This is a genomic window from Blautia sp. An249 (assembly GCF_002159835.1).
Lineage (GTDB): Bacteria > Bacillota > Clostridia > Lachnospirales > Lachnospiraceae > Blautia_A > Blautia_A avistercoris.
On record NZ_NFJL01000002.1, the window covers coordinates 78,152 to 103,365 of the forward strand.

Sequence of the window (25,214 nt, forward strand, 5' to 3'; positions counted from 1 at the left end):
TTAAGCGCGGTTGCCGAAGAACTTATGGAGCGGGCCAGAGGACAGGAAGAACAGGAAGAACCCACAGAACAGCAGGACGCAGGGAAGAATGGTCAAAGCGCTCCTTTGTTCTCCTGGAAGGAACTGTCTCTTTGGCAGAAGGCAGCGGTGCTCCTGGCAGGAATCGGAGCAGGATTTCTGATCTTCTGGTTGGTCATGTACCTGCTGGAAAAGAAATCCAGACCGCAGGATGCGAAAAATGCAGTTTCAGAACTGCAGCTACAATGGAATAAGAACTCTGCATTCCGGCGTTATGCCGGAAAGGAAGTCCGGTGAGAATCCGGCACAGACTCTCTCTGCTGTGATGGCAACGAACAGGACAACAGGCCACTGGAGGAAGTTCTCCGGGAAGGCGTCCCAAGTAGGATAGAAAGCCTAAGTCAGAACACAAATAACAGAGTTGACTGTTTGTAAGCAAGGCGGACAGTTGCAGAATGGGATAATTCTGGAAAAAGGGCGCCTTTTGGCGCCTTTTTCCGATTTTACAGAAAGAATATTGACCATTAAAGGAGGTGGTAGGAAAACCGGTAAACAAGAACCTATACTATAACGCGGAAAAGACAAGGAGGAGAAAAAGGATGAAAAACAGATGGAAGCGTTATATGAGTATCCTGCTGACAGCTGTGATGGCGGCGACGGCTGTGCCAACCGCTGTGTTTGCCCAGGGAGAGCAGGAGCTGAACTCAGAAATTCTGGAAACAGGCGAAGAAGAGCTGCAGGAATCTGAGCTTGATTCGGAAGAGGAAATTCTTCTGGAGGAAGAAGACACAGAAGAATCGGAAGAATTACTGGAAGAGGAGTCTTCGGAAGACCTGGAGGAAGAGACAGAACCGGCGGAGGAAGAAACTTCCCAGCTCCAGCAGAATAAAATGGCAGTCAATGACCTTGAACAGGAACCTCAGGCATATAGTGAAGAAGACGGCCCGACCCTGGAAACCACTCTGGTGGATCAGTACGTACAGAAAGGAGCAAAAAAGACGTTTGACGTCTGGGCGAAGGATGCAGAAGGGAATAAGATTTCTTCTTCAGTAACACTGGACGGAAAAAAGGTTTCCTATAACTGGGATGACGATGCAAAGACCAGCTATACCTTAAACTTTGAAGGTATGGAAGCTGGGGAACATACAGTTGTAGTATCTGCTTCTGCAAATGACCAGACAGTGACCCTGACCTATACCATCATCTACGAACCGGCAGAAAAAGGGGAACTGACAGGATATGCGGCCTTTGATATTGAAGCAACCACAATCAGCTGTGGTTATATTGTAGAGCCGGTTCTGGTTCCCATTTATGATGGGGAAAATGCGGCAAAGGCGCTGACAGATTTAATCCGGGAAAACGGATATGACTATCAGATTACCGGAAGCATTGAATCCGGCTTTTATCTGTCCCGTATTGTGGGAGCCAATGCGGCAGGAACCAACGAAGCCACAGAACCATTGATTCTGGATGCGAAGCTGAATCCGGCCCTGGAATCTCTTGTTACCGGTTTTAACCCGGACGGAGGAACGGAAGGCTCTCTGGGAGAGTTTAACTATACCAGCGGATCCGGATGGATGTACTGTCTGAATAATATATTCCCTAACGTGGGATTTTCCGATTCCTATCTGGCAGATGAGGATGTGGTAAGAACTCAGTTTACCCTTGCTCTGGGAAAAGACATCGGAGATTCCTACAACGGCGGAGCCGGAGCAGCGGAGGAAAGAGCCGACAAAGACGATCTGGTTTATCTGGTGGCAACTGTAAACAGCTCGGAAAATAAAGAGACACTGCTGGAAAATGCGTCTGTCAGATCTGCTTATGATGCAGCCAATGATACAATTCTGAAACTGGACGCAGCCCAGGAAGAAGTGGAGCTGGCAACAACAAATCTGCAGAATGTCCTGACAGGGGAACAGCCGGTTTCCATTCGTTTCACTGAAGAGTCAGTTGAAGTGCCAAATACACAGAGCAGACAGTTACAGGTTGTATATGAGCCGGAAAGCGTAGAAGTGCCGGTACACCTTACCTGGACCAGCAGCGATCCGGAAACAGTTTCTGTAAACAAAAAAGGAGTTGTAACAGCGAAGAAAGCAGGAGAAGCAGTGATAACGGTTTCCTCCGAAGGCCTGAAAGCATCCTGTACGGTAACGGTACCGGAGGTGAAGCTGGAATCCATTTCCTTAAATAAAGAAGAAATGGAAATGAATACAGGAGCTTCAGAAACCTTAAGCGTTTCCTATTTCCCTGAAACAACCACCGGAGACAGAAGTCTTACCTGGAGTTCTTCCGATCCTTCTATTGTCAGTGTAGAGGATGGAACCATTCTGGCATTAAGCGAGGGAGAGGCAGTTATTACTGCACAGGCAGAAGATAAGACAGCTACCTGTAAAGTAACCGTTAAGACAGAAGAGATTCCTGTGGAAAGCATAGAGACAGACGAGACAGAGATTTCCCTTCAGGTAGACAGCACGAAGAAGATTACGGCGAAAGCGTATCCGGAAAATACCACAGAAGATACTACGCTTACCCTGATCCCTCTGAATGAAGACGTGGTAACAGTAAGCAGTACCGCCACTTTAAAAGGCGTGGCAGAAGGAACCTCAGGAGTTGTTTTAAAAATGGGAACCAAGGCAATTCTGCTTCAGGTAACAGTAAAAAATATCTATGCCGAATCCTTTGAGTTCAGAGATACGCCGGAAACGCTGGATCTGGGAAAATCAAAGACAATTTATCTGGACTTTGAACCGGTTGCCAGTCCTGCTGACCGAAATGATGTGGTATGGACAGTCAGTGATTCAGACATTGCATCCCTTGGTTCCACTACCGGAAATTCCTGCAAAATTACAGGAAAGAAGGCCGGAACAGTAACCATAACTGCAACGCTGGGAGAAATCAGCCGAAGCTTCGGTCTGACAATTGAGGAGCGGCCCCTGGAAGGATTTACCCCTCCGTCTGAACCGGTGTATATTACGAAACTAAATAGCTCTACTTCAGTAAAATTCACAGAAGTTCCGGAAAATACCACATATTCCGGTAAATATAATTATGAGATTGCCGACCCGACCATTGCAAAGGTAAGTTCAGCCTCGTCCTATTCGCCAACGGCATATGTTACCGGCTTGAAGGAAGGAAAAACCACCCTGACAATTTCTGCAGCCGATGCAGATGTGGAAAAGACAGTGGAATTAGTCGTGGAAAATAGAGTGATTCCGGTTACGGGAATTTCCATGGAGAACGAAGAAGTGTATGGAAATAAAGGAAAATCCACCAATATTTCCCTGACTTTGAATCCGTCAGATGCAAGTTATGATAAGAATAAAATCGTCTGGACGTCCAGCGATCCGGAAGTGGTTTCAGTATCCGGAAAAGGAACTTATGCAAGCGTCCAGTATTTAAAGAAAGGAACGGCTGATATTACTGCCGTTTATGACGGAACTTATAAGGCTACCTGTCATGTTACAGTAAATGAATATCCGGTTAAGGGAGTGGCGTTTGCTGAAGATTCCTATACAGAAACCAGTGTAGGCTCACGCTCCACACTGAATTTTACAGTCCAGCCGGATAATTATACCGATACCGTTGAAGTCAGCGTCGTTTCCGATAATGAAGATGTGGCCACGATTTACCGTGCCTATGCCAGCTCATCCAACAGTTATGTGCAGGTACAGCCGGTCAATCCGGGAACAGCTACTATTACAGTGACGCTGAAAGTGGGAGAAGAAAAATTTGAAGATACCGTAGAGTATACATACGCTCCCCTTTATGTGGAAAGCCTGGCCTTTACAAAGCAGGAAGTCAAAGTGCAAAAAGGAAAATCTCTTTATATGTATGCCAATACGAATTACCGCTATCAGCCTTCTGCAGCGAAATCCACAACCATTTCCTGGAAGTCTCTGGACACAAGTATCGCTACCGTATCCAGCACGGGAACTATTAAAGGTGTAAATTACGGGGAGACAGAAGTCCAGGCTATCCTGAATAACGGAACCGTTGTGCCGCTGAAGGTAGTCGTACCGGTAACCTGCACAGAAATTATCCTGAGCGCAAGCCGTCTGGGATTATACAAGGGAGATTCCGTATCTCTGGAAACTCTGACCGTAGAACCGGCAGGAGCAGACAGAGAGGACATTGCATGGACATCCGGCGATGAGAGCGTGGCAGAAATCAGAGGCGGAAGAATTTACGCGGTAGGGGAAGGAACCACAGAGATTCTCGCAGTTTCCGGAAGCGCCGCCGCGGCCTGCACCGTTACCGTTACCCAGTCAGAGGAAGAAATGAAAGCGGTAGAGGTAATGGACAAAATTGACGCCATCGGAGCAGTCACCCTTGACAGTAAAGAAGCCATTGAAGCAGCAAGAGCAGCTTACGAAGAATTAAGTAAGCGCGCCCAGTCCTTCGTTACCAACCTGCAGACGTTAATCGATGCGGAAAATGCATATGACAAACTGGTAGGGGAAGAGCCGATCCGTCAGGTGGAAGAACTGATCGACGCCATCGGAGAAGTAACCCTGGAGAGCAAAGAAGCCATCGAAGCGGCAAGAGCAGCTTATGATGATTTAAGCGGAGCAGACAGAAAAGAAGTAGCCAATGCAGAAACTTTATTTGATGCCGAGGCCGCTTATCAGAAACTGGTGGATGAGCAGGAAGCTTACGAAGCCTTCCCGGAAATCACCACGAAAGTGCAGGCAGAAGTACAGGATGCCTCTACAGTAAAAGATTCTTACGAAGTAATCGTATCCTGGGAAGAAGTAGATTATGCTAAGAGCTATCGGATTTACCGGAAAGAGGCAGGAGGCAGCTTCCAGGGCCTGGCCAATGCAGAAGCAGGAACCGCTTCCTATGTGGATGAAACTGCAGAAGCAGGAACCACCTATTACTATACGGTAAAAGCATTCTGGGAAGAAGACGCCCAGGGAATCAGCACCAAATATCCTTCCGATGTTAAGGTGGAAGTTCCGCAGAATGCTTTGGATACTCCGGTGGTAAGCACAAAATCTGTAAACTACTGCACCATTGACGTAACCTGGAAAAAGGTAACGGGAGCAGAGAAGTACGTGATTTACCGGAAAGAGGCAAAAGTGGGAACCACCTTTAAGTCCATCGCCACAGTGAGCGCAGACACACTGAAATACCGCGATGGAAGCGCGAAGATGGGCGTAAACTACTACTACACCGTAAAAGCTTATGCGGGAAGCATTTACAGCGATTACCAGAAGAACGTAACCGGAAAAGCCGTTCCGTCTTCTCCGACCCTGAAAGCAGCAGGAAGCAGCACAGGAGTGACAGTGACCTGGACAGGTTCCAAAGCAGGAGCCAATAAGTTCGCAGACGGCTACCGGGTATTCAGAAAGACAGCCGGAGGAAGCTGGAAAACAGTGGGAACCGTAGGAGCTAATACCAGAAGCTTCAAAGACACCACGGGAACCAGAGGAACCACCTATTACTACACGGTACGCGCGTATGTAAAACAAAGCGACGGAACCAACCTGTGGGGAACTTATGACGCCGCAGGCGTCAAAGGGACGAAGAGATAAAAGCGTCCCGGACAGGGGCTGTCGGGGATGTGTAATCATACACCGCACAGCCCCCAAGGTCGAAACAAGAAGGAGGAAAAAGAATGGAGAACAGAAACAGAACAAGATCCGGATTTCTTTCTATGTGGAAATGGATTTTGCTGACGATGTTGATGTTTTTCGGAGTACTGTCTCTGACCTCAGACGTAAGGGCGGCTGAGGACGACACGGAGACAGTAACAGTCACAATTGAAAAACTGTCCGTAGACGGGACATATTTGCTGGAGCCGACTCAGATAGAGTACAGCAGCTCGGTGGAGAGGCTTGGACTTTTACTGGAGCAGGTCTATGGAAGCGGAAATGTTACTTTCAGCGCAACTGCATGGAAACAGCCCTTTATTACCTCTGTGGCAGACGCGTCCATGGATGACGGAAGTCTGGACAAAAGCGACTATGGAACCAGTTCCGGCTGGTACTATGCGATTAATTCGGTTCAGGATGTAAACCTGTCCACCCCGTCCAATACCAAGATAGAAGCAGGAGACGTGGTTCGGCTGATGTACACCACAGACGGCGGCACGGACATCGGGTGGTCAAGTAATAAATTAAAAGTAAACAAAGATGCTCTTTTGACCAAGCTGGCAGGGCTGACAGAAGAGCAGAGACAGGGAGAGGCCTATGAAAAAGCTCTCGCGGCAGCAAAAGATCTGGAAATCAGCCAGGAAGACGTGGATGCTGCTTTAGAAGGGTTGGAGGAAAGCACCGCAATTTTGGCAGAATCCATAACGATTCAGGATTCCTCCGGTATGGGCAGCGTTATGAAGGGAATGTCCATTCAGCTTACGGCAAACCTGACTCCCGCAAATTCAACAGAAACCGTTACCTGGTCAACCAACGATCCCAGCATTGCAACCATTGATGAAAACGGCAAATTAAAGGGCGTGGAGCTGGGAACGGTTACGGTTACCGCCCAGACCAGCCAGGCGAAAGCGGAAAAGACATTTACCGTAGCGGCGAAATCAGCCTGGACCCTTTCCATTGAGGTTGCCGGAGAGATCGGAACCTATATTATGGAACCTCAGGAATTTCCTATATATACCAGTATGTCCACGTATTATAGCGCCCTCAGGGAAGCATATGGGTATTCCAATATTACCCTGGGATTTGATTCAGGGTATAACTATATTATCAAAGGCATCTACGATGGGGAGAAGTTTATCAACAACGGTGACAGCGGAACGGATTCTCAGTGGCTGACCTTTGTAAATAATGACAGCACAGTGAAAGCAGTAAGACCGGGAGACGTAGTCCGGCTGATTTTCAGCACCGACGGGGGAAAAGATATTGGAATACAGTCCGACGGAACACTGGAGGTCAATAAGGATGAACTGCTGGGTTATATGGCAGAGGTAAAAGATGAGGCTCTGGAAGTGGATCACAGCGATGCCTGGTGGGAATGGATGAACAGTCTGAATACGGTTATACGAAATAACTCCACACAGGACACCGTTGATAAACAGCTGGAAGCCTTAAAAGCGGCAATGAATCCGATTATTCCGGCAGAAAGTATTTCTCTGGATCCGGAATCCGCGGAGATTATGGCCGGAGAATCTGTTCAGTTTACGGCCACGGTGGAACCTGAAAACACCACAGATAAAGTAGAATGGTCTGTGGAAGATGGTTCAGTTGCATCTGTTAGTTCCAAAGGTCTCGTAACGGGACTGGCAGAAGGAACTACGAAAATAGCCGCAGTGGCAGGAGATGCCAGGGCAGAGGCTATAGTGGAAGTAAAAGAAGTCCCGGCAGTCAGTATTACTCTGGAGCCGACCTCTCTTAGCCTTGAGGTTGGAGAAGGGGCAGATTTAACGGCTGTTGTGGAACCGGAAGACAGCACGGATGTTCCGGAGTGGTCCAGCAGTCAGGAAGACATTGCTTCTGTGGATACAAAGGGACATGTAATCGGCCAGGCCGCAGGAAGCGCAGTAATTACCGTACAGGCAGGAGATGTACAGGCTGCCTGTGAAGTAGAAGTAAAAGAACGTCAGCCGGCAGAAGAGCCGACCGTATATTTCCGGAGCAATAACGGAGAGATTCAGAACATAGAGGAGGGAGATAAGTTCACTCTGACGGTTCTGGATGAAGGTAAATTTGTATTAGAAGGAAGCGATGTTAAAGCGCCGTACTGGAAAGCGTCTGTGGATGCAAAAGACGATCAGGGCTGGGATTATACTCAAATCTGGATTGCCGGCGAGACTGGTGTTTTTAATCCTTATGGGGTACAGGAAGTAAAGGCACAGGTATACGATACCAATCCATCCTGGGGAGCGGCAGAGCTTATTAAAGAATTTACCATCTGCACCGTAGCCTCTGACATCGAAGAACTTCAGTTATATGTAGACGGCAGTCAGGTGGATAAAGAGAATCCGGCTTATCTTTCCGGTTCCCAGAGCAAAACGGTTACCGTAAAAGGAAGAGAAAAAGGAAGCGCAGGATTCGATACAATTCCAACACAGGCATTAAGCTTCAGCTCTGACGATTCCGGGTATATTAGTCAGAGCGGCGCGTTCGGGGTAACCGGAGAGTCCTCAATTTATACAGTGAAAATGAAAGATGATACAGCTTCCTCCCAGTTTTTAGCTACAACTCAGAAGGTAGGGGTGGAGAGCATCAAGGTAACTGTTCCCGAAACCTGGGAAATTGACGGCTGGAATGCCCATGCCGGCCAGTTCCCCGGAATTACCGAGTGGCTGAACGGATATTCTGTAGAGGTTCTTCCTGAAAATGCCAGCGACCAAACCCTGGTATGGGAGTCCCTGACCCCGGAAATTGCAGAATTCCAGGATACACATTCCATGGGAATCGTGCCAAAGAAAAACGGCGTTGCCAAATTTGTTGTAAGCAGCAAAGATAATCCGGAAGCAAAGCAGGAAGTTCAGATTGAATTTACTTATAAATATCCTCTGGAATCTATGGAAATAGATAAGGACGAACTGGAGATTGAACAGTATGAATCCATGGAACTGAACCTGACTCCTACGCCGGAGAATGCAACAGAACAGAGATTTGACTGGTCTTACAGCGAAGATGGAATTGTAAACATAACTGACAGCATTTACAGAGAAAGCGCCAGCAGCGTATCAAGTAAACTGATTGTATCCCATAAGCTTTCGGCTTTAAAACCGGGAACTGTGACCGTAACAGGCACTCCGCTGGATACCACCAAAGGATGTAAACCTGTAACCTTTACAGTCACTGTAAAAGAACCGGGAAGCGCAGAAGAGATTGATTATCTGGCAATGACAAAAGAAGATATTCAGCACGGACTTGATTATCTCCAGAAGCAGAGCCAGAGTCAGTATGGGGATGAATGGAATATCTTCACTATCCTGAGAGCCGGAGGTACGGTCAGTGAAGAGAACCAGAAGAGTTACTATAACGATGTAGTACAGGTATTAAATTCAGAAACACCTCTGGAGACAACGGATCAGGCACGAATTGTACTGGCTCTTGGAGCTATGGGCAAAGACGCTTCAGATATAGGAGGCTATGATCTGATTGAGAAACTGTATAACAGTGATAAGCCTGATGCGCAGGGAGCTAACGGTCCTGTCTTTACCTTAATCGCCCTGGATTCCAGAAATTATGAAGTTCCAAAAGATGCAAAATGGAGCAGAGAGAAACTCCTGGATCTGATCTTAGAGTATCAGGCAGATGACGGAGGATTTGCTTTAACGAATGATTCCTTACCGCTGGCAGGCGGCATAGATATGACGGGTATGGCGCTTCAGGCACTGGCTCCTTATAATAATGACAACTATCCGGAAGTATGCACAGCCTTTAAAGAGGGCCTGGAATTCCTGAAAGAGGCTATTACTGTCAACGGAGGCTATGTTGTCGGAGGATCCGAAAACAGTTGTTCCGCAGCTCAGGTATTAACAGCTTTAACAGCGGCTGAACTGGATCCTACAGAGACAGAGGGATTCACCTTTGGACGGAAAAACCTGATTACCAATCTGGACAGCTTCAAAATGGAAAGCGGATATAAGACCTATCAGGCAGACAGCAGCGGAGATACCGGAATGTCCACTTACCAGGTAACTTACGCGCTGGAATCCTATCTGAGATACGCAGGAGGAGAGAACCGCCTGTATGATCTGACAGATGTGGAAGCAAATCCGGATGCAGATGAGGTGGCGGCAAAAGCAGTAGAAGAGCAGATCGCAGCCCTGCCGTCTGTGGATAACCTGACCCTGGAAGATAAAGGAGCAGTGGAAGCGGCAAGAGCGGCTTATGAAGAACTGACCGATACCCAGAAAGCGCTGGTAAGCAATGAAGGCGTACTGCAGGCAGCAGAAGCGAAGATTGCAGCCCTGGAAGAAGAAGCAGCGCAGGCGGAAGCAGATAAGAAAGCAGCTCAGGCAGTAGAAGAGCAGATCACAGCCCTGCCGTCTGTGGATAACCTGACCCTGGAAGATAAAGGAGCAGTGGAAGCGGCGAGAGCGGCTTATGAAGAACTGACCGATACCCAGAAAGCGCTGGTAAGCAATGAAGAGGATCTGACAGCAGCAGAAACCAGAATCGCAGAACTGGAAAAAGAAGCAGCGCAGGCGGAAGCAGATAAGAAAGCAGCCCAGGCAGTAGAAGAGCAGATCACAGCCCTGCCGTCTGTAGAAGAACTGACACTGGATAACAAAGGAGACGTAGAAAGAGCCAGAGCGGCCTATGAAGATCTGACAGAGACCCAGAAAGACCTGGTATCCAATGTGGAAACTCTGGAGGCAGCGGAAGCCAGAATGGAAGAGCTGGCTCAGGAAGCAGAAGACGCAGAAGTAGCTCAGACAGTCATCGACATGATTGACGGACTGGGTGAAATTGAAAGTCTGGAACAGAAGACAGACGTAGAAGCCGCCAGAAACGCATATGAAAGTCTGACAGACAGCCAGAAAGACCTGGTAATCAATCTGGAAGTACTGGAGGCAGCAGAAGAACAGATTGCAGCTCTGGAACAGATGGATCTGGAAGCAGCCCAGGCAGTGGAAGAACAGATCGCAGCCCTGCCGTCTGTAGAAGAACTGACCCTGGAAGACAAAGAGGCAGTAGAAGCCGCCAGAAACGCATATGAAAGTCTGACGGAAAGCCAGAAAGAACTGGTAAGTAACCTGGAAGTACTGGAAGCAGCAGAAGCGCAGATCACACAGTTAGAGGAGACAGAAGAAGCTCTGGCAGTCTTCCAGCAGACCATGCCGGAAGTAACGGCGACAGCAGAAGGCAGCAGCGTTGTGGTAGAATGGAATCCGATTGCAAATGCCGGAAGTTACCGAATCTACCGGAAAGAAGCGAGAGGAAGCTTTAAAGGCCTGGCAAATGTGGCAGGAGATGTGACCTCTTATGTGGATGAAACCGCAGAAGCAGGAGTAACCTACTATTACACCGTAAAAGGATTCTGGGAAGAAGACGTACAGGGGGCGTATACCCAGTACCCCACCAATGTAACTGTAAAGATTCCTGTGGACGTCCTGGTAACTCCTCAGGTAAAGACCCGTTCCGTCAACTATTGCACAGTAGAGGTAACCTGGAACAAGGTGACAGGAGCAGAGAAATATGTGATTTACCGGAAAGAAGCGAAAGCGGGAACTTCCTTTAAATCCATCGGAACCGTCAGCGCAGGCACTCTGAAATACCGTGACGGAAGCGCGAAGATGGGCGTAAACTACTACTACACCGTAAAAGCCTATGCAGGAAGCATTTACAGCGATTACCAGAAAACGGTAACGGGAATGGCGGTACCATCTTCCCCGAACTTAAAGGGAGCAGTCAGCAGCAGTACGGGAGTAACCGTAAGCTGGTCCGGATCCAAAAAATCCGCCGGCAGCTACGCAGACGGCTATCGAATCTTCCGTAAGACAGCTGGAGGAAGCTGGAAGACGGTAGGAACCGTGGGAGCGAACACCAGAAGCTTTAAGGATACTACGGGAACAAAAGGAACTACTTATTACTATACAGTACGTGCCTATGTAAAACAGAGCAATGGAACGAACCTGTGGGGAACCTATGACGCAGCAGGCGTTTCCGGAGCAAAGAAATAAAAATTAGATTTATAAGACTTAAAGCCGCAGCTTTGCAGATGATTTCCGTCCGCAAAGCTGCGGCTCCTTTTTGGGGATACGACATTATTCTTGCATCTTGGCAGGAAAAAGAGTAAAATAATTGAAAAGATATGAATGTGGGACGGCCGCTTTAAGGAGCGATAATAGGGAATCCGGTGAAAATCCGGAACAGTCATCTCTGCTGTAACGTGGACGAAGAAGCGTGATACCATTGGATAAAATAATCTGAGAAGGTGCTTTGGAGGGGGAAGCGAAGTCAGAATACCTACCGTAGAAAGACGATTCCTGGAATGAGGGAATGGTCTTTTTGTCGTTCCCAAAAATGCGAGAAAAAGGGCGGGTAAATTATGAAAAAGAGAAAAAGATTTCGTATTCTGGCTCTGGCGTTGGTTTGCATTTTTATTTTAAGCGGATGTCAGGGATACTCCGGATCCGGTGAAGAGGAAACTTATGAAAAAGCAGTCGTCCCCCAGGGGAAACCAAAGCCGCAGGAGCTGGATGAAGACAGCATCGACAAAGAGAAAGAAGGAACCTGTACCCTGCTTGTGGAGTGCAGTACGATTCTGAAGAATAAAGAGGATCTGACAAAGGGAAAAGAAGAACTGATACCGGAGGATGGAATTATTTTTCCGGAGACAGAGGTTACTTTTTATGAGGGTGAATCTGTCTTTGATGTGCTGATGAGAGAACTTCAGAAGAAGAAAATCCATATGGAATATAACTTTACACCTATATACCACAGCAATTATATTGAGGGAATCAACAACATTTATGAACTGGACTGCGGAAAGCTTTCCGGCTGGACTTACAGTGTCAACGGATGGTTTCCCAGCTACGGATGCAGTCAGTATGCAGTACAGCAGGGGGATGCCATTGAATGGCATTATACCTGTGATTTGGGAAGAGATGTGGGAGATGACACCATGAATGGACGAGAAGAGGGGAATGGAGAATGAAAGATGGGTTTTCAGGGTACCATCCGGTCATTAATTTTGTTTATTTTGTTTTTGTAATCGGAATTTCCATGTTTGTGCGGCATCCGGTTTATCTGGGGATCTCCCTGATTACAGCAATTCTTTATCATATATATCTGAAAGGAAGAAAGGCCCTTCGCTTTACGGGAATGGTTACCGTTCCTGTTTTCCTGCTTTCTGCAATTTTTAATCTGCTGTTTAATCATGAAGGGGCGACCATATTAGCGTATTTTCCGGACGGCAATCCCCTGACGAAAGAATCCATTTTGTTTGGAATCGCAGCAGGGATTATGATGCTGACGGTTATGAACTGGTTTGCCTGTTTTCATGAGGTTATGACCTCTGATAAATTTATTTACTTATTCGGCAGGCTGATACCGGGGATTTCCCTTGTATTGTCCATGATTTTACGGTTCATTCCCAAATACGAGATACAGATTAAAAAAGTATCCAATGCGCAGAAATGCATTGGAAGAGATGTAAGCGACGGAAATATCAGGGAAAAGGCTATGCATGGAATGAAGATATTATCCATCATGGTTACCTGGGCGCTGGAAAATTCTGTGGAGACAGCAGATTCCATGCGCTCCAGAGGATATGGACTGCGGGGAAGAACCAGTTTTTCCATTTACCGTTTTGATGCCAGAGATAAAATTATGCTGGCAGTTATAAGCATCTCAGGCATGGCCGCAGCCACAGGAGTTCTGACGGGACAGGTATCAAGTCTCTATTATCCGGTATTTTCTGTAAATCCTCTGACTGCAGGGACGCTGGTGATCTATGGGGCGTTCTTATTCCTGTGTCTGATGCCGATATTTATTAACCTTTGGGAGGACAAAAAATGGGATTATTTACAATCCAGAATTTAAATTTTACCTATCCGGGTCAGGAAAAACCGGCTCTGTCCAACATCAGTTTTCAGGTGGAGCCGGGTGAATTTATCATAATCTGCGGAAAATCAGGATGCGGAAAAACGACGCTTCTGCGGCACTTTAAGACGGCAATGATGCCATACGGATCAAGAGAAGGGAAAGTCCTGTTTCAGGGCGAGGATCTGGAACAGGTTTCCATAAGAAAACAGGCGTCAGAAATTGGATATGTCCTGCAGAATCCGGATCATCAGATTGTTACGGATAAAGTCTGGCATGAGTTGGCATTCGGACTGGAAAATCTGGGATATGAACAGGAAGTCATTCGTCTGCGGGTGGCTGAAATGGCCAGTTATTTCGGAATTCAGAACTGGTTTTACAAAGGAGTGGAAGAGCTCTCCGGCGGTCAGAAACAGCTTCTGAACCTGGCCTCTGTCATGGCTATGCAGCCGGTGGCCCTGATTCTGGACGAGCCCACTTCCCAGCTGGATCCCATAGCTGCCGGTGATTTTCTGTCAACGATCAAGAAAATCAACCGGGATCTGGGAACTACCGTAATTATGATAGAACATCGGCTGGAAGAAGTTTTTTATCAGGCCGATCGGGTTCTGGTACTGGAGGACGGAAAGAAGCTGTTCTTTGATACGCCCCGGCAGGTAGGAAAACAATTAAAAGGAAAAGATTTATTCCTGGCCATGCCGGCGCCTCTTCAAATCTATGAAGGGGTGAAACAGGAAGGAGAATGTCCCCTGACGGTCCGGGAGGGAAGAAACTGGCTGGGAGAAATCTGTAAAAACCCATCTGTAACAGAAGTCAGAAGAATAGAAAAAGAAGAGTCGGATTTTACGGCAGAACCGGTGATTCGCTTAAAAGATATTTGGTTTCGGTATGAAAAACAGCTCCCGGATGTGATCCGGGGTCTTACCATGGAAGTTAAGAAGGGAGAATTATACTGTATCCTGGGAGGAAACGGAACGGGAAAGACCACCACCCTGTCTCTGATCAGCGGAATCTGTAAACCCTACCGGGGGAAAATCTGGATCAAAGGAAAAGAGACAAAGAAATATAAGAGGAATGAACTGTTTCAGGGGATTTTAGCCGCCCTGCCTCAGAATCCCCAGTGTCTCTTTGTAAAAGATACGGTGGAGGAAGATTTGTATGAGATCCTGACTCCGGAACAGAAAAAGGATAAGGAAAAACGGATTGAAACCGTGGTAGAGGAAACCCAGATTGGCCATTTGCTGAAAATGCATCCCTATGATTTGAGCGGAGGAGAACAGCAGAGAGCGGCTCTGGCGAAAGTGCTGCTTCTGAATCCGGAAGTGATTCTGCTGGATGAACCTACCAAAGGAATGGACGGATATTATAAAAAGAAACTGGCGGATATTTTCCTGAATCTGAAAAAGAAAGGGATTACCATTCTGATGGTTTCCCATGATATTGAATTCTGCGCTTCCTATGGAGACGTCTGTGCAATGTTCTTTGACGGAGGAATCGTAATGGAGCAGGATGCCAGAACCTTTTTTTCCGGAAACAGTTTCTATACAACTGCGGCCAATAAGATGGCGCGGCAGGTATTCCCTGACGCAGTGACGGTAAAGGATGTGATTGAGTTATGCAGAGCAAACGGAATATAGAGAAACAGGGGCAGGGGGCGGATACCCTGGTTATGCTGGCCCTTGGAGCAGCTCTCTTGCTTCTGATATGTATAGCAGTTTTGCCCTGGTATTCAATGCCTTCCTTAAAATATTCCGGATTTCCCGATAAATTTACAGTCTGGAATCTGGAGCAGTGGACAAAAGGTGTGGAATTTCTGGTGGAACAGGGATTCGAGCTTCAGAGACTTCCCTGGGATGGTCAGTTGGAAGGGCGGATTTCTTTCGTTATAGGGATTGGCCGGACAGGAGCAGGGATTTTAAGCGCGCTTTTGCTGGCGTTTCTGGTATATGCCTGGAAGTATAAGAAGAAAGCAGCAGTGCCCGGAAGAATTCTTCTGGCAGGTACCGCCTTATTTTCTGCAGGGATCTTCTGCTGCGGCCAGTATGCCAATGTTCTGTTAAATGCAGCTGCCGAAAGAGAAATTTCTTTTCGCACGATGACTGTGGACAGCTGCCTTCAGCTTACGCCCTATGCCTATGCACAGTTTCTGATTTCTCTGTTTCTGTGGGCGTTTTTACCCAGAATGCTGAATACGGAATATGAGAGAAGACCGGAGAATCCGGGGTCTCGCAGTATGAAAAAAGACCGGGGAATCCCGAAAAGGACGATGGTCTCTCTCCTGCTGATTGTGGCGGTGATTCCGGCGATTATCTGGTTTGGAATTTTCTTTTTGAATGACAGAAGTTATTATTTTATTTCTCTGTGTATTATTTTCGTTTCGATGATCCCGTTTTTTATGATTTTTGAGGGACGGAATCCTCAGGCCAGGGAGATTTTGCTGATTGCAGTGATGTCGGCGATTGCTTCGGCGGGCCGGGTGGCGTTTTTTATGCTCCCTCATTTTAAGCCGGTAACAGCTATCGTAATTATTACAGGAATGGGACTGGGGGCGGAAGCCGGTTTCCTGGCAGGAGCCATGTCCGGTTTTGCATCGAATTTCTTCTTCGGTCAGGGTCCCTGGAGTCCCTGGCAGATGTTTTCATACGGAATTATCGGCTTCTTATCCGGTCTGATATTCCGCAGGACAAGTCTGAATACCAAAAGAAAGAAAATTATGGTATCTGCTTTTGGAGCTTTTTGCGCTGTCTTTATTTACGGCGCCCTCCTGGACAGCGCTTCTGTGCTGATGACATCTTCGGAACTAAGCCGGGGACGGTTTGCACTGACCTATATAACAGGATTTCCTTTAAATGTAGTTCACGGGATCTCTACGTTTGTGTTTTTATACTTTATGGCAGAGCCATTTCTGAAAAAACTGGACAGAGTAAAACAAAAATACGGAATCTTACAGCCCTGAGAACGGGATAAAAAAGAAGACAGGAGTTTAATGATACATATGAAAAAAGAATATGACCGCTCAGAAGGGAAAATTGCAGATAAAATATTTCAGTTTCCGGAAGTTTACAGCAGCATCGGAAGAAACGCTCTGAAGAATAACATCCGTATACGCAGTGTGGATCTGAATCGCATAAGACACATCGAGCCTTTTGCATTTGCAGGCTGTACGACCTTGCGGCAGGTAAACTTAAGAAACTGCATCCGCCTTGGAAAAGGCGCTTTTTCTAATTGTGTAAATCTGAAAAGCATTCAGATACCGGAAAGCCTTATCGTCATGGAGCCTATGGTATTTTTAAACTGCAAAAGACTTTCAGAAGTCACATTCTGCGGTACTGTCTACGCAGTGGACAAACTGGAAAAAGAGAGTTTCCTGGGATGCAGCTCTCTGAAAAGAATAAAAATCCCCAGGAAAATAGAGGTGATCGGAGAGCGAGCCTTTTACCGCTGTATGGAGCTGGAAGAAGTGCTCCTTCCGGTATCTCTAAAAGAAATTAAAAGGGAAGCCTTTTATCAGACCGGTTTAAAAGAACTGGAGCTGCCGGAAGGCCTGAAGAAAATTGGGGACAGCGCTTTTTTAAAATGCAAACAATTAGAATACGTAAGAATTCCGGATACGGTGGAAGTAATTGAAAAATGGGCTTTCCACGGATGCCCACGGTTAAAGATGCTGGAAATCCATCAGGATTTAAAGCAGATCGGGCCGTGGATTACCAATAAAAGCTGCACAATTCGCTGTAAAAAAGGAACCAAAACGGAGCAGTATTGTAAAGAATACGATATTCGATGTGAATATATTTAGCAGAAGCATCAGAAATAAACGAAAAAAATCCCTCTCGATTCTAAATTCCAATAAAAACAAACTAAAATCATAAAAAAACCCACGAACCGAACGAAACTCTTCAGAGATAGAAAGAAAACCCACGAAATTAAAAAATAATTCTAAAGAATATTTGGCAGATTTTTTATAAAATAGAAGAGACACGTTAAGGAAGGTCAATATGAAAAAGGAGGGAAAGAATTGAAGAACAAGAAATTTGTTTCCAGATCCATTGCATGGCTGCTGACAGGTGCTTTAATTTTACCGGGAATGTCCCCGTACACCACAGCGGCTGCAGTAGTGGAAGACTCTCTGGAAGAGACAGAGCTTCTTGAAGATGACGCCAATCTTCTGAGCGATGACGAAGAGCTTCTGGATGAAGACACAGAGGTCGATTCTGAAGAGGACACAGAGGAAGATCTGGATGAGACCCTGGAAGAACAGCCGGGCGGTGAAGAGCCTTCAGCCGGTTATTATGAAGAAGGGGAAACAGACAATTCTTCCGAGGAAGCAGGAGTACAGGTATTAAATGCTGATGAAGCTTCTTACCTGGCTTACTATCCTCTGAAAGAAGATGCAAACGATGCTTCTGAAAACGGACAGAATGCCCAGTTGAAGGGCTCAGGAGCAAACTTTGACAACGGCTACCTTCAGCTTCCGGGAGGCAGCGCAGGAAGCAGTGCGGCCTATGTACAGCTTCCTACAGGAATGTTTGACAACAAAGAAGCCGTATCTGTTTCTGTCTGGCTGAAAAATGAAACAGGAAGCGGCAACTATGCCGGAATGTTCTTTGGAACAACGGAGAGTCTGCCGGTGGGATACTGGCTGTTAAATCCGGCAAACCCCGACGGATATTATAAATCCGTTGTAACCAACTCAAGAAACACAGGAGCTCCGTACAACACAGAGTATGGATTCTCCGCGACAAATTCTGCCAACGGTATTGTAGGACCGAAGACAGATAATGGCTGGCATATGTATACCACGGTTATCAAATCCGGAACCAGCATCGAAGCATACTACGACGATGAATATCTGGGAAGCGTGGACATTGATGCGAAAATCAGCGACTGGGGAAGCAACCTGGTATCTTATATCGGTAAATCTTCCTACAACGATCCGTTCTACAAAGGCGGAGTAAAAGAAGTAAAAGTCTATGACGGAGCCATCGATCAGGCACAGGTAACAGAAAACTACCAGTCTGAAATCCTGAACATGGCGTTAGCTGAGCTGGATCTGGGTGATACCAGTGCAGTGAAGACAGATTTAACGCTGCCGACAGCTCTGAATAACGGAGTAACCGTAAGCTGGGCTTCTGACAGAGAAGATGTAATTACGGCAGACGGTAAAGTTACCCGTCAGGATACAGACACTCAGGTAAAATTAACTGCTACTTTAGATCTGAACGGCCAGCAGGTAACAAAGGAATTTACAGTTACCGTTTCCGCAAAAGATGTGACTGCAGACCTGAATGATGCCAAAGAGGCACTGAATATGTTAAGTGTAACGTCTGAAGATCTGAAACTTCCGGCAGAAGGAATTCTGAATTCCAAAATCACATGGAAGTCTTCCGATACAGACGTAATGACCGATGACGGTAAGATCGTAAACCGTCCGGCAGTAGGCGAAGGAAACGCAAAAGTGACCTTAACCGCTACGATTACCATCGGCAGCCAGTCCGTAACCAAAGACTTCCCTGTAGAAGTTATGGAAGAATTCTACGGCTACATTTACGGTTACATTACAGGCGATAATGACAGAGAAGGAAGCCTTCATCTGGCAACCAGCCTGGACGGCAAAGAGTTCGAGGCATTAAACGGAAATGCCGGCGTTCTGTATGCACAGATTCCCACCGGCGACGGAACCAAGAACTTAAGCACCGGAATCCGCTTTAACAGCGTTTACTTATTCCGTCAGGCAGATGGAAGCTTCGGCGTGGTAGCTCCTCAGGGAAAAGATAAGAAATCCGTATATCTTTATGATTCCGAGGATCTGCTTACCTATACAAATTCCCGTTTGCTGAAAACCAATACAGCAGTGGGCGATTTGACAGAAGCAGAGTGTACATACGATACTTTAATCGGCGCTTACCGTGTAAACTGGACAAGCGGAGAGAAACAGTATTCCAACATCTCCAGCGATCTGGAGACCCTTCAGGCGGCTTCCGAATATGAATACACCGCTTTTGAAAATGAAGCGGATTCTATTCCGGAAAATGCGAAAAAAGGTAACTACATCGGCGTTACAAAAGCAGAATACGAAAAAATCGTAAACCGCTTTGCCGTTGTGGAATATACAGGAACAGTTGCTCCTGCAGCCGTTACCGTAGCCAATGAAAGCGAACTGGAAGAAGCTCTTCCGGATCATGTGGTAACCCAGTACAGCGACGGCTCCGAATCCTCCATGAACGTGGAATGGGATTTAAGCTCCGCGGATACCAGCGAAGCAGGAACTTATACCCTGAAAGGTACTTTAAGCACCTACAGCAATCCGTTAATTGAACAGCGTGCCGATCCCTATATTGTATGGGATGAAGACAGCGGCTATTATTACTTTACCGCTTCTTATCCGGCATATAACACAGTTACGAATGGTTATGACCGTCTGGTTTTAAGAAGGGCAGAAACCATTCAGGGTCTGTCTGATGCAGAAGAGATTACCATCTGGAAAGCGCCGAGCAGCGGAAAGATGGCAAGACACGTATGGGCTCCGGAACTTCATAAGATTAACGGAACCTGGTATATGTTCTTCGCAGCAGGAAACTCTGACAACGTATGGGCAATCCGTCCTTACGTACTGGTATGCCAGAATTCCGAAGATCCGTTTAACCCGGACAGCTGGGTAAATGGAAGCGGGGAAGCTGAAATCCATGCAGCTACCAGCCAGGAGTCTGCATACTTTAAGAACATGTCTCTGGATATGACCTACTTTGAACATAATGGACATCATTATGTAATCTGGGCGGATATTATCGGACAGTCTGCATTATATATGCAGGAAATCGATCCGGATCAGCCATGGGTCGGACAGGGCAAAGTTATCCTTCTTACCACTCCGGAATTCGGATGGGAAAGAGACACCGAACGTGTAAACGAAGGTGCAACGATTATTAAACATGACGGAAAGATCTTCTGCGCATTCTCCGCATCAGGAACCGGTCCGGAATACTGTATCGGTATGCTTTACGCGGATGAAGATGCAGATTTAATGGATCCGGCATCCTGGACCAAGATGAACTATCCGTTATTAACTTCTTCTGATGTACCGGGAGAATACGGACCGGGACATAACAGCTTTACTGTAGACTCGGAAGGCAATCCGGTATTCGTATACCATGCACGTTCCGAAGAATGCTACAACGATCAGTGTGACTGGGCGAACTCTAACTCCCTGTATGATCCCTGCCGTCATGCCAGAGTAAAGAACGTACACTGGAATGAAGAGGGACTTCCGATTCTGAAAATGAGCGCGGAAGAAGAACTTCCGGAAGATGCAAGAGAAGTAACCATTCAGGTTACTGTTGAAGAATCTGCAGTCAGAGATCTGGCGGATGCTGTAATTGCGGAAATTCCGGAATACACAGAAACCGGTTCTCAGATTAAACCGGAAATTAAAGTAACCTACCATGGCGCTGAATTAACAGAAGGAAAAGATTACGAAGTTTCCTATGGAGAGAACACAGAGCCTGGAACAGGAACTGTTACTATTACTGCAGTTGACGGATCCAACTATAAGGGAAGCCAGACAGCAGAATTTGTAATCAGCAAGAAAGTAAACGAAATTCTTCATTATGATATGACCATAGAAGACGGAAAACTGGTTGATTCCAGCGATTCCGGCTTAGACGGAAACTTAAAATCTTTAACAGAAGACAACCTGAACACCTATAACGGTGTCAGCACTCTGAACCTGGACGGAAACGGCTATGTAGAGCTGCCCAAGGGACTGGTAACCGATGAGACAATGACAGTTTCTGTTACTGCAGCAACCACAAAAGCCAATAACCAGTGGCTCTTTACCCTTGGTCAGGACAGCTGGAATTACTCCTTCTTTACACCGACCAACGGCTCAAAGAACACCAAACTGGCAATCGCTCAGCAGGAACCAACCGACACAACGGGAGCCTGGGCGAAGGAGCAGACCGTTCAGACTACCTCTAAGGCAACTGCCGGAAACTACCAGACATATACCGCCGTTTATAATGGAGACAAGATGTATCTGTATGTCAACGGAGTACTGGCAGGAGAAAGTGCGAAATCCTTCAACCTGACCGACATCGTAGGAGACGGAGACATCCAGGGTTATATCGGAAAATCTCTGTATTCCAGCGACCCGCTTTATGTGGGAAGTGTTGCACAGGTTACCGTATATGACGGAGCCATGACTGCAGCCCAGGTAAAAGCACAGGCAGAAAGCGTAGACTATGCAGGATACATTGCCGCTGACGTCTATGCAGCGATGTTAAACGGAAATGATCCGGCTGCTGTAGAAGCTTCTCTTAACTTCCCGGCTGCTGTAGACGGGGTTGACCTGACCTGGTCTGTAGAAGAAGGACAGGATGTCATCGGAGAAGACGGTAAAATCAAACCGGCAGAAGAAGATACAACGGTTGACGTAACTGTATCTTACACCTGGAATGGAGAACCGGTAGAAGAAACTTATGAACTGACAGTCAAAGGCGTACCGGCAGAAGAAATTGCAGATCAGCTGGAAGAAGCCCTGACACTTCCTTACTCCACAGAAGAAGGAAAAGAAGTTTACGGAAATATCACCCTTCCGGAAACAGTAACCAATGGTTATGCAGAAGCAGCAGTAACCTGGACAACGGACCATCCGGAAATCGTGGACGTGGAAGCTCATGAAAATGAGGGCGCTTATGCCGACGATCCCACACCGGCAGGTCTGGTTACAAGACCGGAAAAAGACACGGTTGTAACCATGACAGCAGAAATCAAAGTAAACGATGAAATTACACGGACCAAGGAATTTACCTTTACAGTAAAAGCCGCTCCGGAAGAAATTCAGGAAAGCGATTACACCGACTATTTCTTCGCATACTTTATCGGGGAAGGTTATCCTACCGGCGAGCAGATCTACTTTGGTTCTAGCCGCGACGGACTTCACTGGGAAGAATTAAATAACGGAGATCCGTACCTGACTTCCACACTGGGAGAAAAAGGCGTACGTGATCCATTTATCATGCGTTCCGCAGAAGGCGATAAGTTCTACTTAATTGCCACAGACCTGAAGATTAACGGCGGATCCGGATGGACAGCTGCTCAGACAGCAGGAAGCCAGAGCCTGATGGTTTGGGAGTCTACAGACTTAGTAAACTGGGGCGAACAGAGAATGGTAGAAGTATCTGCTGAGATTGAAGCAGGATGTACCTGGGCGCCGGAAGCTACCTACGATCCGCAGACAGGCGAGTATGTAGTATACTGGGCTTCCAAAGTGCCGGATGACAATTACGGCAAACAGAGAATCTACTATGCAAAGACCAGAGATTTCTATACCTTTACAGAGCCGCAGCTCTTTATTGAAAATAGTTTCTCTACCATTGATACCACCATTTACTATGAGAATGATACCTACTATCGTTACTCAAAGAACGAAGACGGCGGAGCAAAATATATTGTTTCCGACAAGACCGATACCCTGCTTCACAGCGAGGCCACGGTAATTGATTCTCCGAGTCTGAAAGCGCAGAAAGGCGTTGAAGGACCGACTATTTTCAAATTCAATGAAGACGATGTGGAAGCAAACGGCTACCAGTATTGTCTGTTAATTGACAACAATGGCGGAATTGCTTACTATCCAATGGTAACCAACGATCTGGAAAGCGGAGAATGGACCAGATTATCCAGTGATAAATACCAGCTTCCGTCCAGACCGAGACATGGTACTCCAATCCGTATTACGGCAGAAGAGTACGAAAAAGTAGAAGGAGCTATGAGCTCTGAAGGTCTGAACTTCCAGAATCAGACAACAGAAGTAACTGCTGAGGCAGCAGAAGATAACACCGTAACAGTTTCCTGGAAAGCCGTAGACAATGCTAAGAGCTACGGAATCTACCGTAAGGCAGAAAACGGCGAATTCGAACAGATTGCCGTAGTAGGAAGTGATGTAACTTCTTATACAGATGAAAAAGCAGCAGACTTAGAAGCAGGTACCTATTACTATACCGTAAAAGGCTTCTGGGGAGCTGACGGAACAGGCGCAAGCACCAAGTATCCGACCGATGTAACTGTAACTTTAGGAAATAAAGCGCAGGATGACTTCCAGAATATCACCACTGAGGTAACTGCTTCTGTAAATGAAGACAATCAGGCAGTGGTAGAATGGAAAGCTGTAGAAAATGCCAAGAGCTATGGAATCTACCGCCGTGCGGCAGAGGAAGACAGCTTTAAGGGTATTGCTGTAGTAGGAAGCGACGTCACCTCCTATGTGGATGAAACGGCACAGGCAGGAGAAACTTACTACTACACCGTAAAAGGCTTCTGGGAAGAAGACGCCCAGGGCGTAAGCACCAAGTATCCGGTCAATGTGAAAGTGACTATTCCGGATAACGAGGAAGATCTGCAGGCAGCCTTCCAGAAAGTAATGCCGGAAGTAACGGCAAAAGCAGACGGAAGCAGCGTTGTGGTAGAATGGAAAGCTGTAGACAATGCCAAGAGCTATCGGATCTACCGGAAAGAGGCAGGAGGAAGCTTCAAAGGCCTGGCAACTGTAAGTGCAGATAAAACTTCCTATAAGGATGAAACGGCACAGACAGGCGTGACCTACTACTATACCGTAAAAGGCTTCTGGGAAGAAGACGCTGCAGGCGTGGCAACCCAGTACCCCACCGACGTGGAAGTATACCTGCCAATCGCTGAGGCAGACTTTGCAAGAGTAATGCCACAGGTAAGTGCGAAAGCGGGCAAAGATTCTATCACCGTAAGCTGGGAAGAAATTAAAGAAGCCAAGAGCTACCGGATCTACCGGAAAGAAGCAGGCGGCTCTTTCAAAGGACTGACCAATGCGGCAGCAGGAACCACATCTATGACTGATACCACAGCGAAACCTGGAGTGACCTACTATTACACCGTGAAAGGTTTCTGGGAAGAAGACGCCCAGGGAACCTGCACCCAGTATCCCACCGACGTAACGGCGAAGATTGCTGTGGACGCTCTGGCAACCCCGGCAGTGAAGACCCGTTCTGTAAACTACTGTACCGTAGAAGTAAGCTGGAATAAGGTAACTGGTGCAGACAAGTACGTGATTTACCGGAAGGAAGCAAAAGCAGGAACCTCCTTTAAATCTATCGGAACTGTAGGCGAGGGAACCTTAAGCTACCGCGACGGAAGCGCACAGATGGGAGTAAACTATTACTACACTGTAAAAGCATATGCAGGAAGCATCTCCAGCGATTACCAGAAGACGGTAACGGGAATGGCCGTACCATCCGCCCCGACTCTGAAGGCAGCCAGCAGCAGCAAAGGCGTAACCATTACCTGGACCGGATCCAAGGCAGGGGATCTCGCATTTGCAGACGGCTACCGTGTATTCAGAAAGACAGCAGGCGGAAGCTGGAAGACCGTAGGAACCGTAGGAGCCAACACCCGAAGCTTCACAGACACCACCGGAGCGAAGGGAACCACCTACTACTACACCGTACGTGCTTATGTAAAACAGAGTGACGGAACCAATCTGTGGGGAACTTATAACACCACAGGCGTAGCCGGAGCAAAAAAATAAATAAGCGATAAAGACAGTCTCCCCGGAAGAGAAATCTTCCGGGGAGCTTTTATGTTTGACGAGTTCGGTTCAGATTCCGGGCAGTTCCTATAAAGATCGTAAAAAAACAAACTTGTATGGTAAAAAAACAACTTTTTTAAAATTTCCTTCGGAAGTTCTAAAAAAAACAAACAATGATT

The 25,214-nt window shown here is 46.9% G+C and carries 8 protein-coding genes and 2 riboswitches; all 8 genes read left to right on the top strand.

Features of this window, described 5'->3' with window-relative positions:
• The first annotated feature begins 265 nt into the window (after positions 1-265).
• Positions 266-448: riboswitch (cobalamin riboswitch) on the top strand.
• Positions 449-617: 169 nt separating this feature from the next.
• The 8 genes from B5F53_RS02455 (at position 618) to B5F53_RS02490 (ending at position 25,035) form a co-directional block, all read left to right on the top strand.
• Positions 618-5,555, top strand: a complete 4,938-nt coding sequence (locus B5F53_RS02455) for an Ig-like domain-containing protein (protein ID WP_087219240.1) — start codon at positions 618-620, stop codon at positions 5,553-5,555.
• A gap of 83 nt (positions 5,556-5,638) precedes the next feature.
• Positions 5,639-11,620: an Ig-like domain-containing protein gene (locus tag B5F53_RS02460; protein WP_087219243.1), complete on the top strand. Its 5,982-nt coding sequence runs from the start codon at positions 5,639-5,641 to the stop codon at positions 11,618-11,620.
• A 126-nt stretch (positions 11,621-11,746) separates the two neighbouring features.
• Positions 11,747-11,928: riboswitch (cobalamin riboswitch) on the top strand.
• 60 nt (positions 11,929-11,988) lie between these two features.
• The gene (locus tag B5F53_RS02465; RefSeq protein ID WP_087219246.1) at positions 11,989-12,597 is read left to right on the top strand and encodes a DUF4430 domain-containing protein; all 609 of its coding nucleotides are present in this window, start codon (positions 11,989-11,991) and stop codon (positions 12,595-12,597) included.
• The gene (locus B5F53_RS02470) at positions 12,594-13,484 is read left to right on the top strand and encodes an energy-coupling factor transporter transmembrane component T (protein ID WP_087219250.1); all 891 of its coding nucleotides are present in this window, start codon (positions 12,594-12,596) and stop codon (positions 13,482-13,484) included. Before B5F53_RS02465 ends, B5F53_RS02470 begins: the two co-directional genes overlap by 4 nt.
• Positions 13,457-15,121: an ABC transporter ATP-binding protein gene (locus B5F53_RS02475; protein WP_087219253.1), complete on the top strand. Its 1,665-nt coding sequence runs from the start codon at positions 13,457-13,459 to the stop codon at positions 15,119-15,121. Before B5F53_RS02470 ends, B5F53_RS02475 begins: the two co-directional genes overlap by 28 nt.
• Entirely contained in the window at positions 15,100-16,440 is a 1,341-nt protein-coding gene (locus B5F53_RS02480; RefSeq protein WP_087219256.1) for an ECF transporter S component, read from the top strand. The genes B5F53_RS02475 and B5F53_RS02480 overlap by 22 nt, the downstream gene beginning before the upstream one ends.
• A 39-nt stretch (positions 16,441-16,479) precedes the next feature.
• Positions 16,480-17,280 carry a leucine-rich repeat domain-containing protein gene (locus B5F53_RS02485; RefSeq protein WP_162610513.1) on the top strand — a complete coding sequence of 267 codons (801 nt, stop codon included), beginning with the start codon at positions 16,480-16,482 and terminating at the stop codon, positions 17,278-17,280.
• A gap of 219 nt (positions 17,281-17,499) precedes the next feature.
• Positions 17,500-25,035, top strand: a complete 7,536-nt coding sequence (locus B5F53_RS02490) for a family 43 glycosylhydrolase (RefSeq protein WP_087219262.1) — start codon at positions 17,500-17,502, stop codon at positions 25,033-25,035.
• Positions 25,036-25,214: the final 179 nt, after the last annotated feature.

What these genes read in the sequence shown, in the direction of transcription:
- B5F53_RS02455 (WP_087219240.1), top strand. Translation starts at nt 618, where the DNA reads ATGAAAAACAGATGGAAGCGTTATATGAGTATCCTGCTGACAGCTGTG.
- B5F53_RS02460 (WP_087219243.1), top strand. Translation starts at nt 5,639, where the DNA reads ATGGAGAACAGAAACAGAACAAGATCCGGATTTCTTTCTATGTGGAAA.
- B5F53_RS02465 (WP_087219246.1), top strand. Translation starts at nt 11,989, where the DNA reads ATGAAAAAGAGAAAAAGATTTCGTATTCTGGCTCTGGCGTTGGTTTGC.
- B5F53_RS02470 (WP_087219250.1), top strand. Translation starts at nt 12,594, where the DNA reads ATGAAAGATGGGTTTTCAGGGTACCATCCGGTCATTAATTTTGTTTAT.
- B5F53_RS02475 (WP_087219253.1), top strand. Translation starts at nt 13,457, where the DNA reads ATGGGATTATTTACAATCCAGAATTTAAATTTTACCTATCCGGGTCAG.
- B5F53_RS02480 (WP_087219256.1), top strand. Translation starts at nt 15,100, where the DNA reads ATGCAGAGCAAACGGAATATAGAGAAACAGGGGCAGGGGGCGGATACC.
- B5F53_RS02485 (WP_162610513.1), top strand. Translation starts at nt 16,480, where the DNA reads ATGAAAAAAGAATATGACCGCTCAGAAGGGAAAATTGCAGATAAAATA.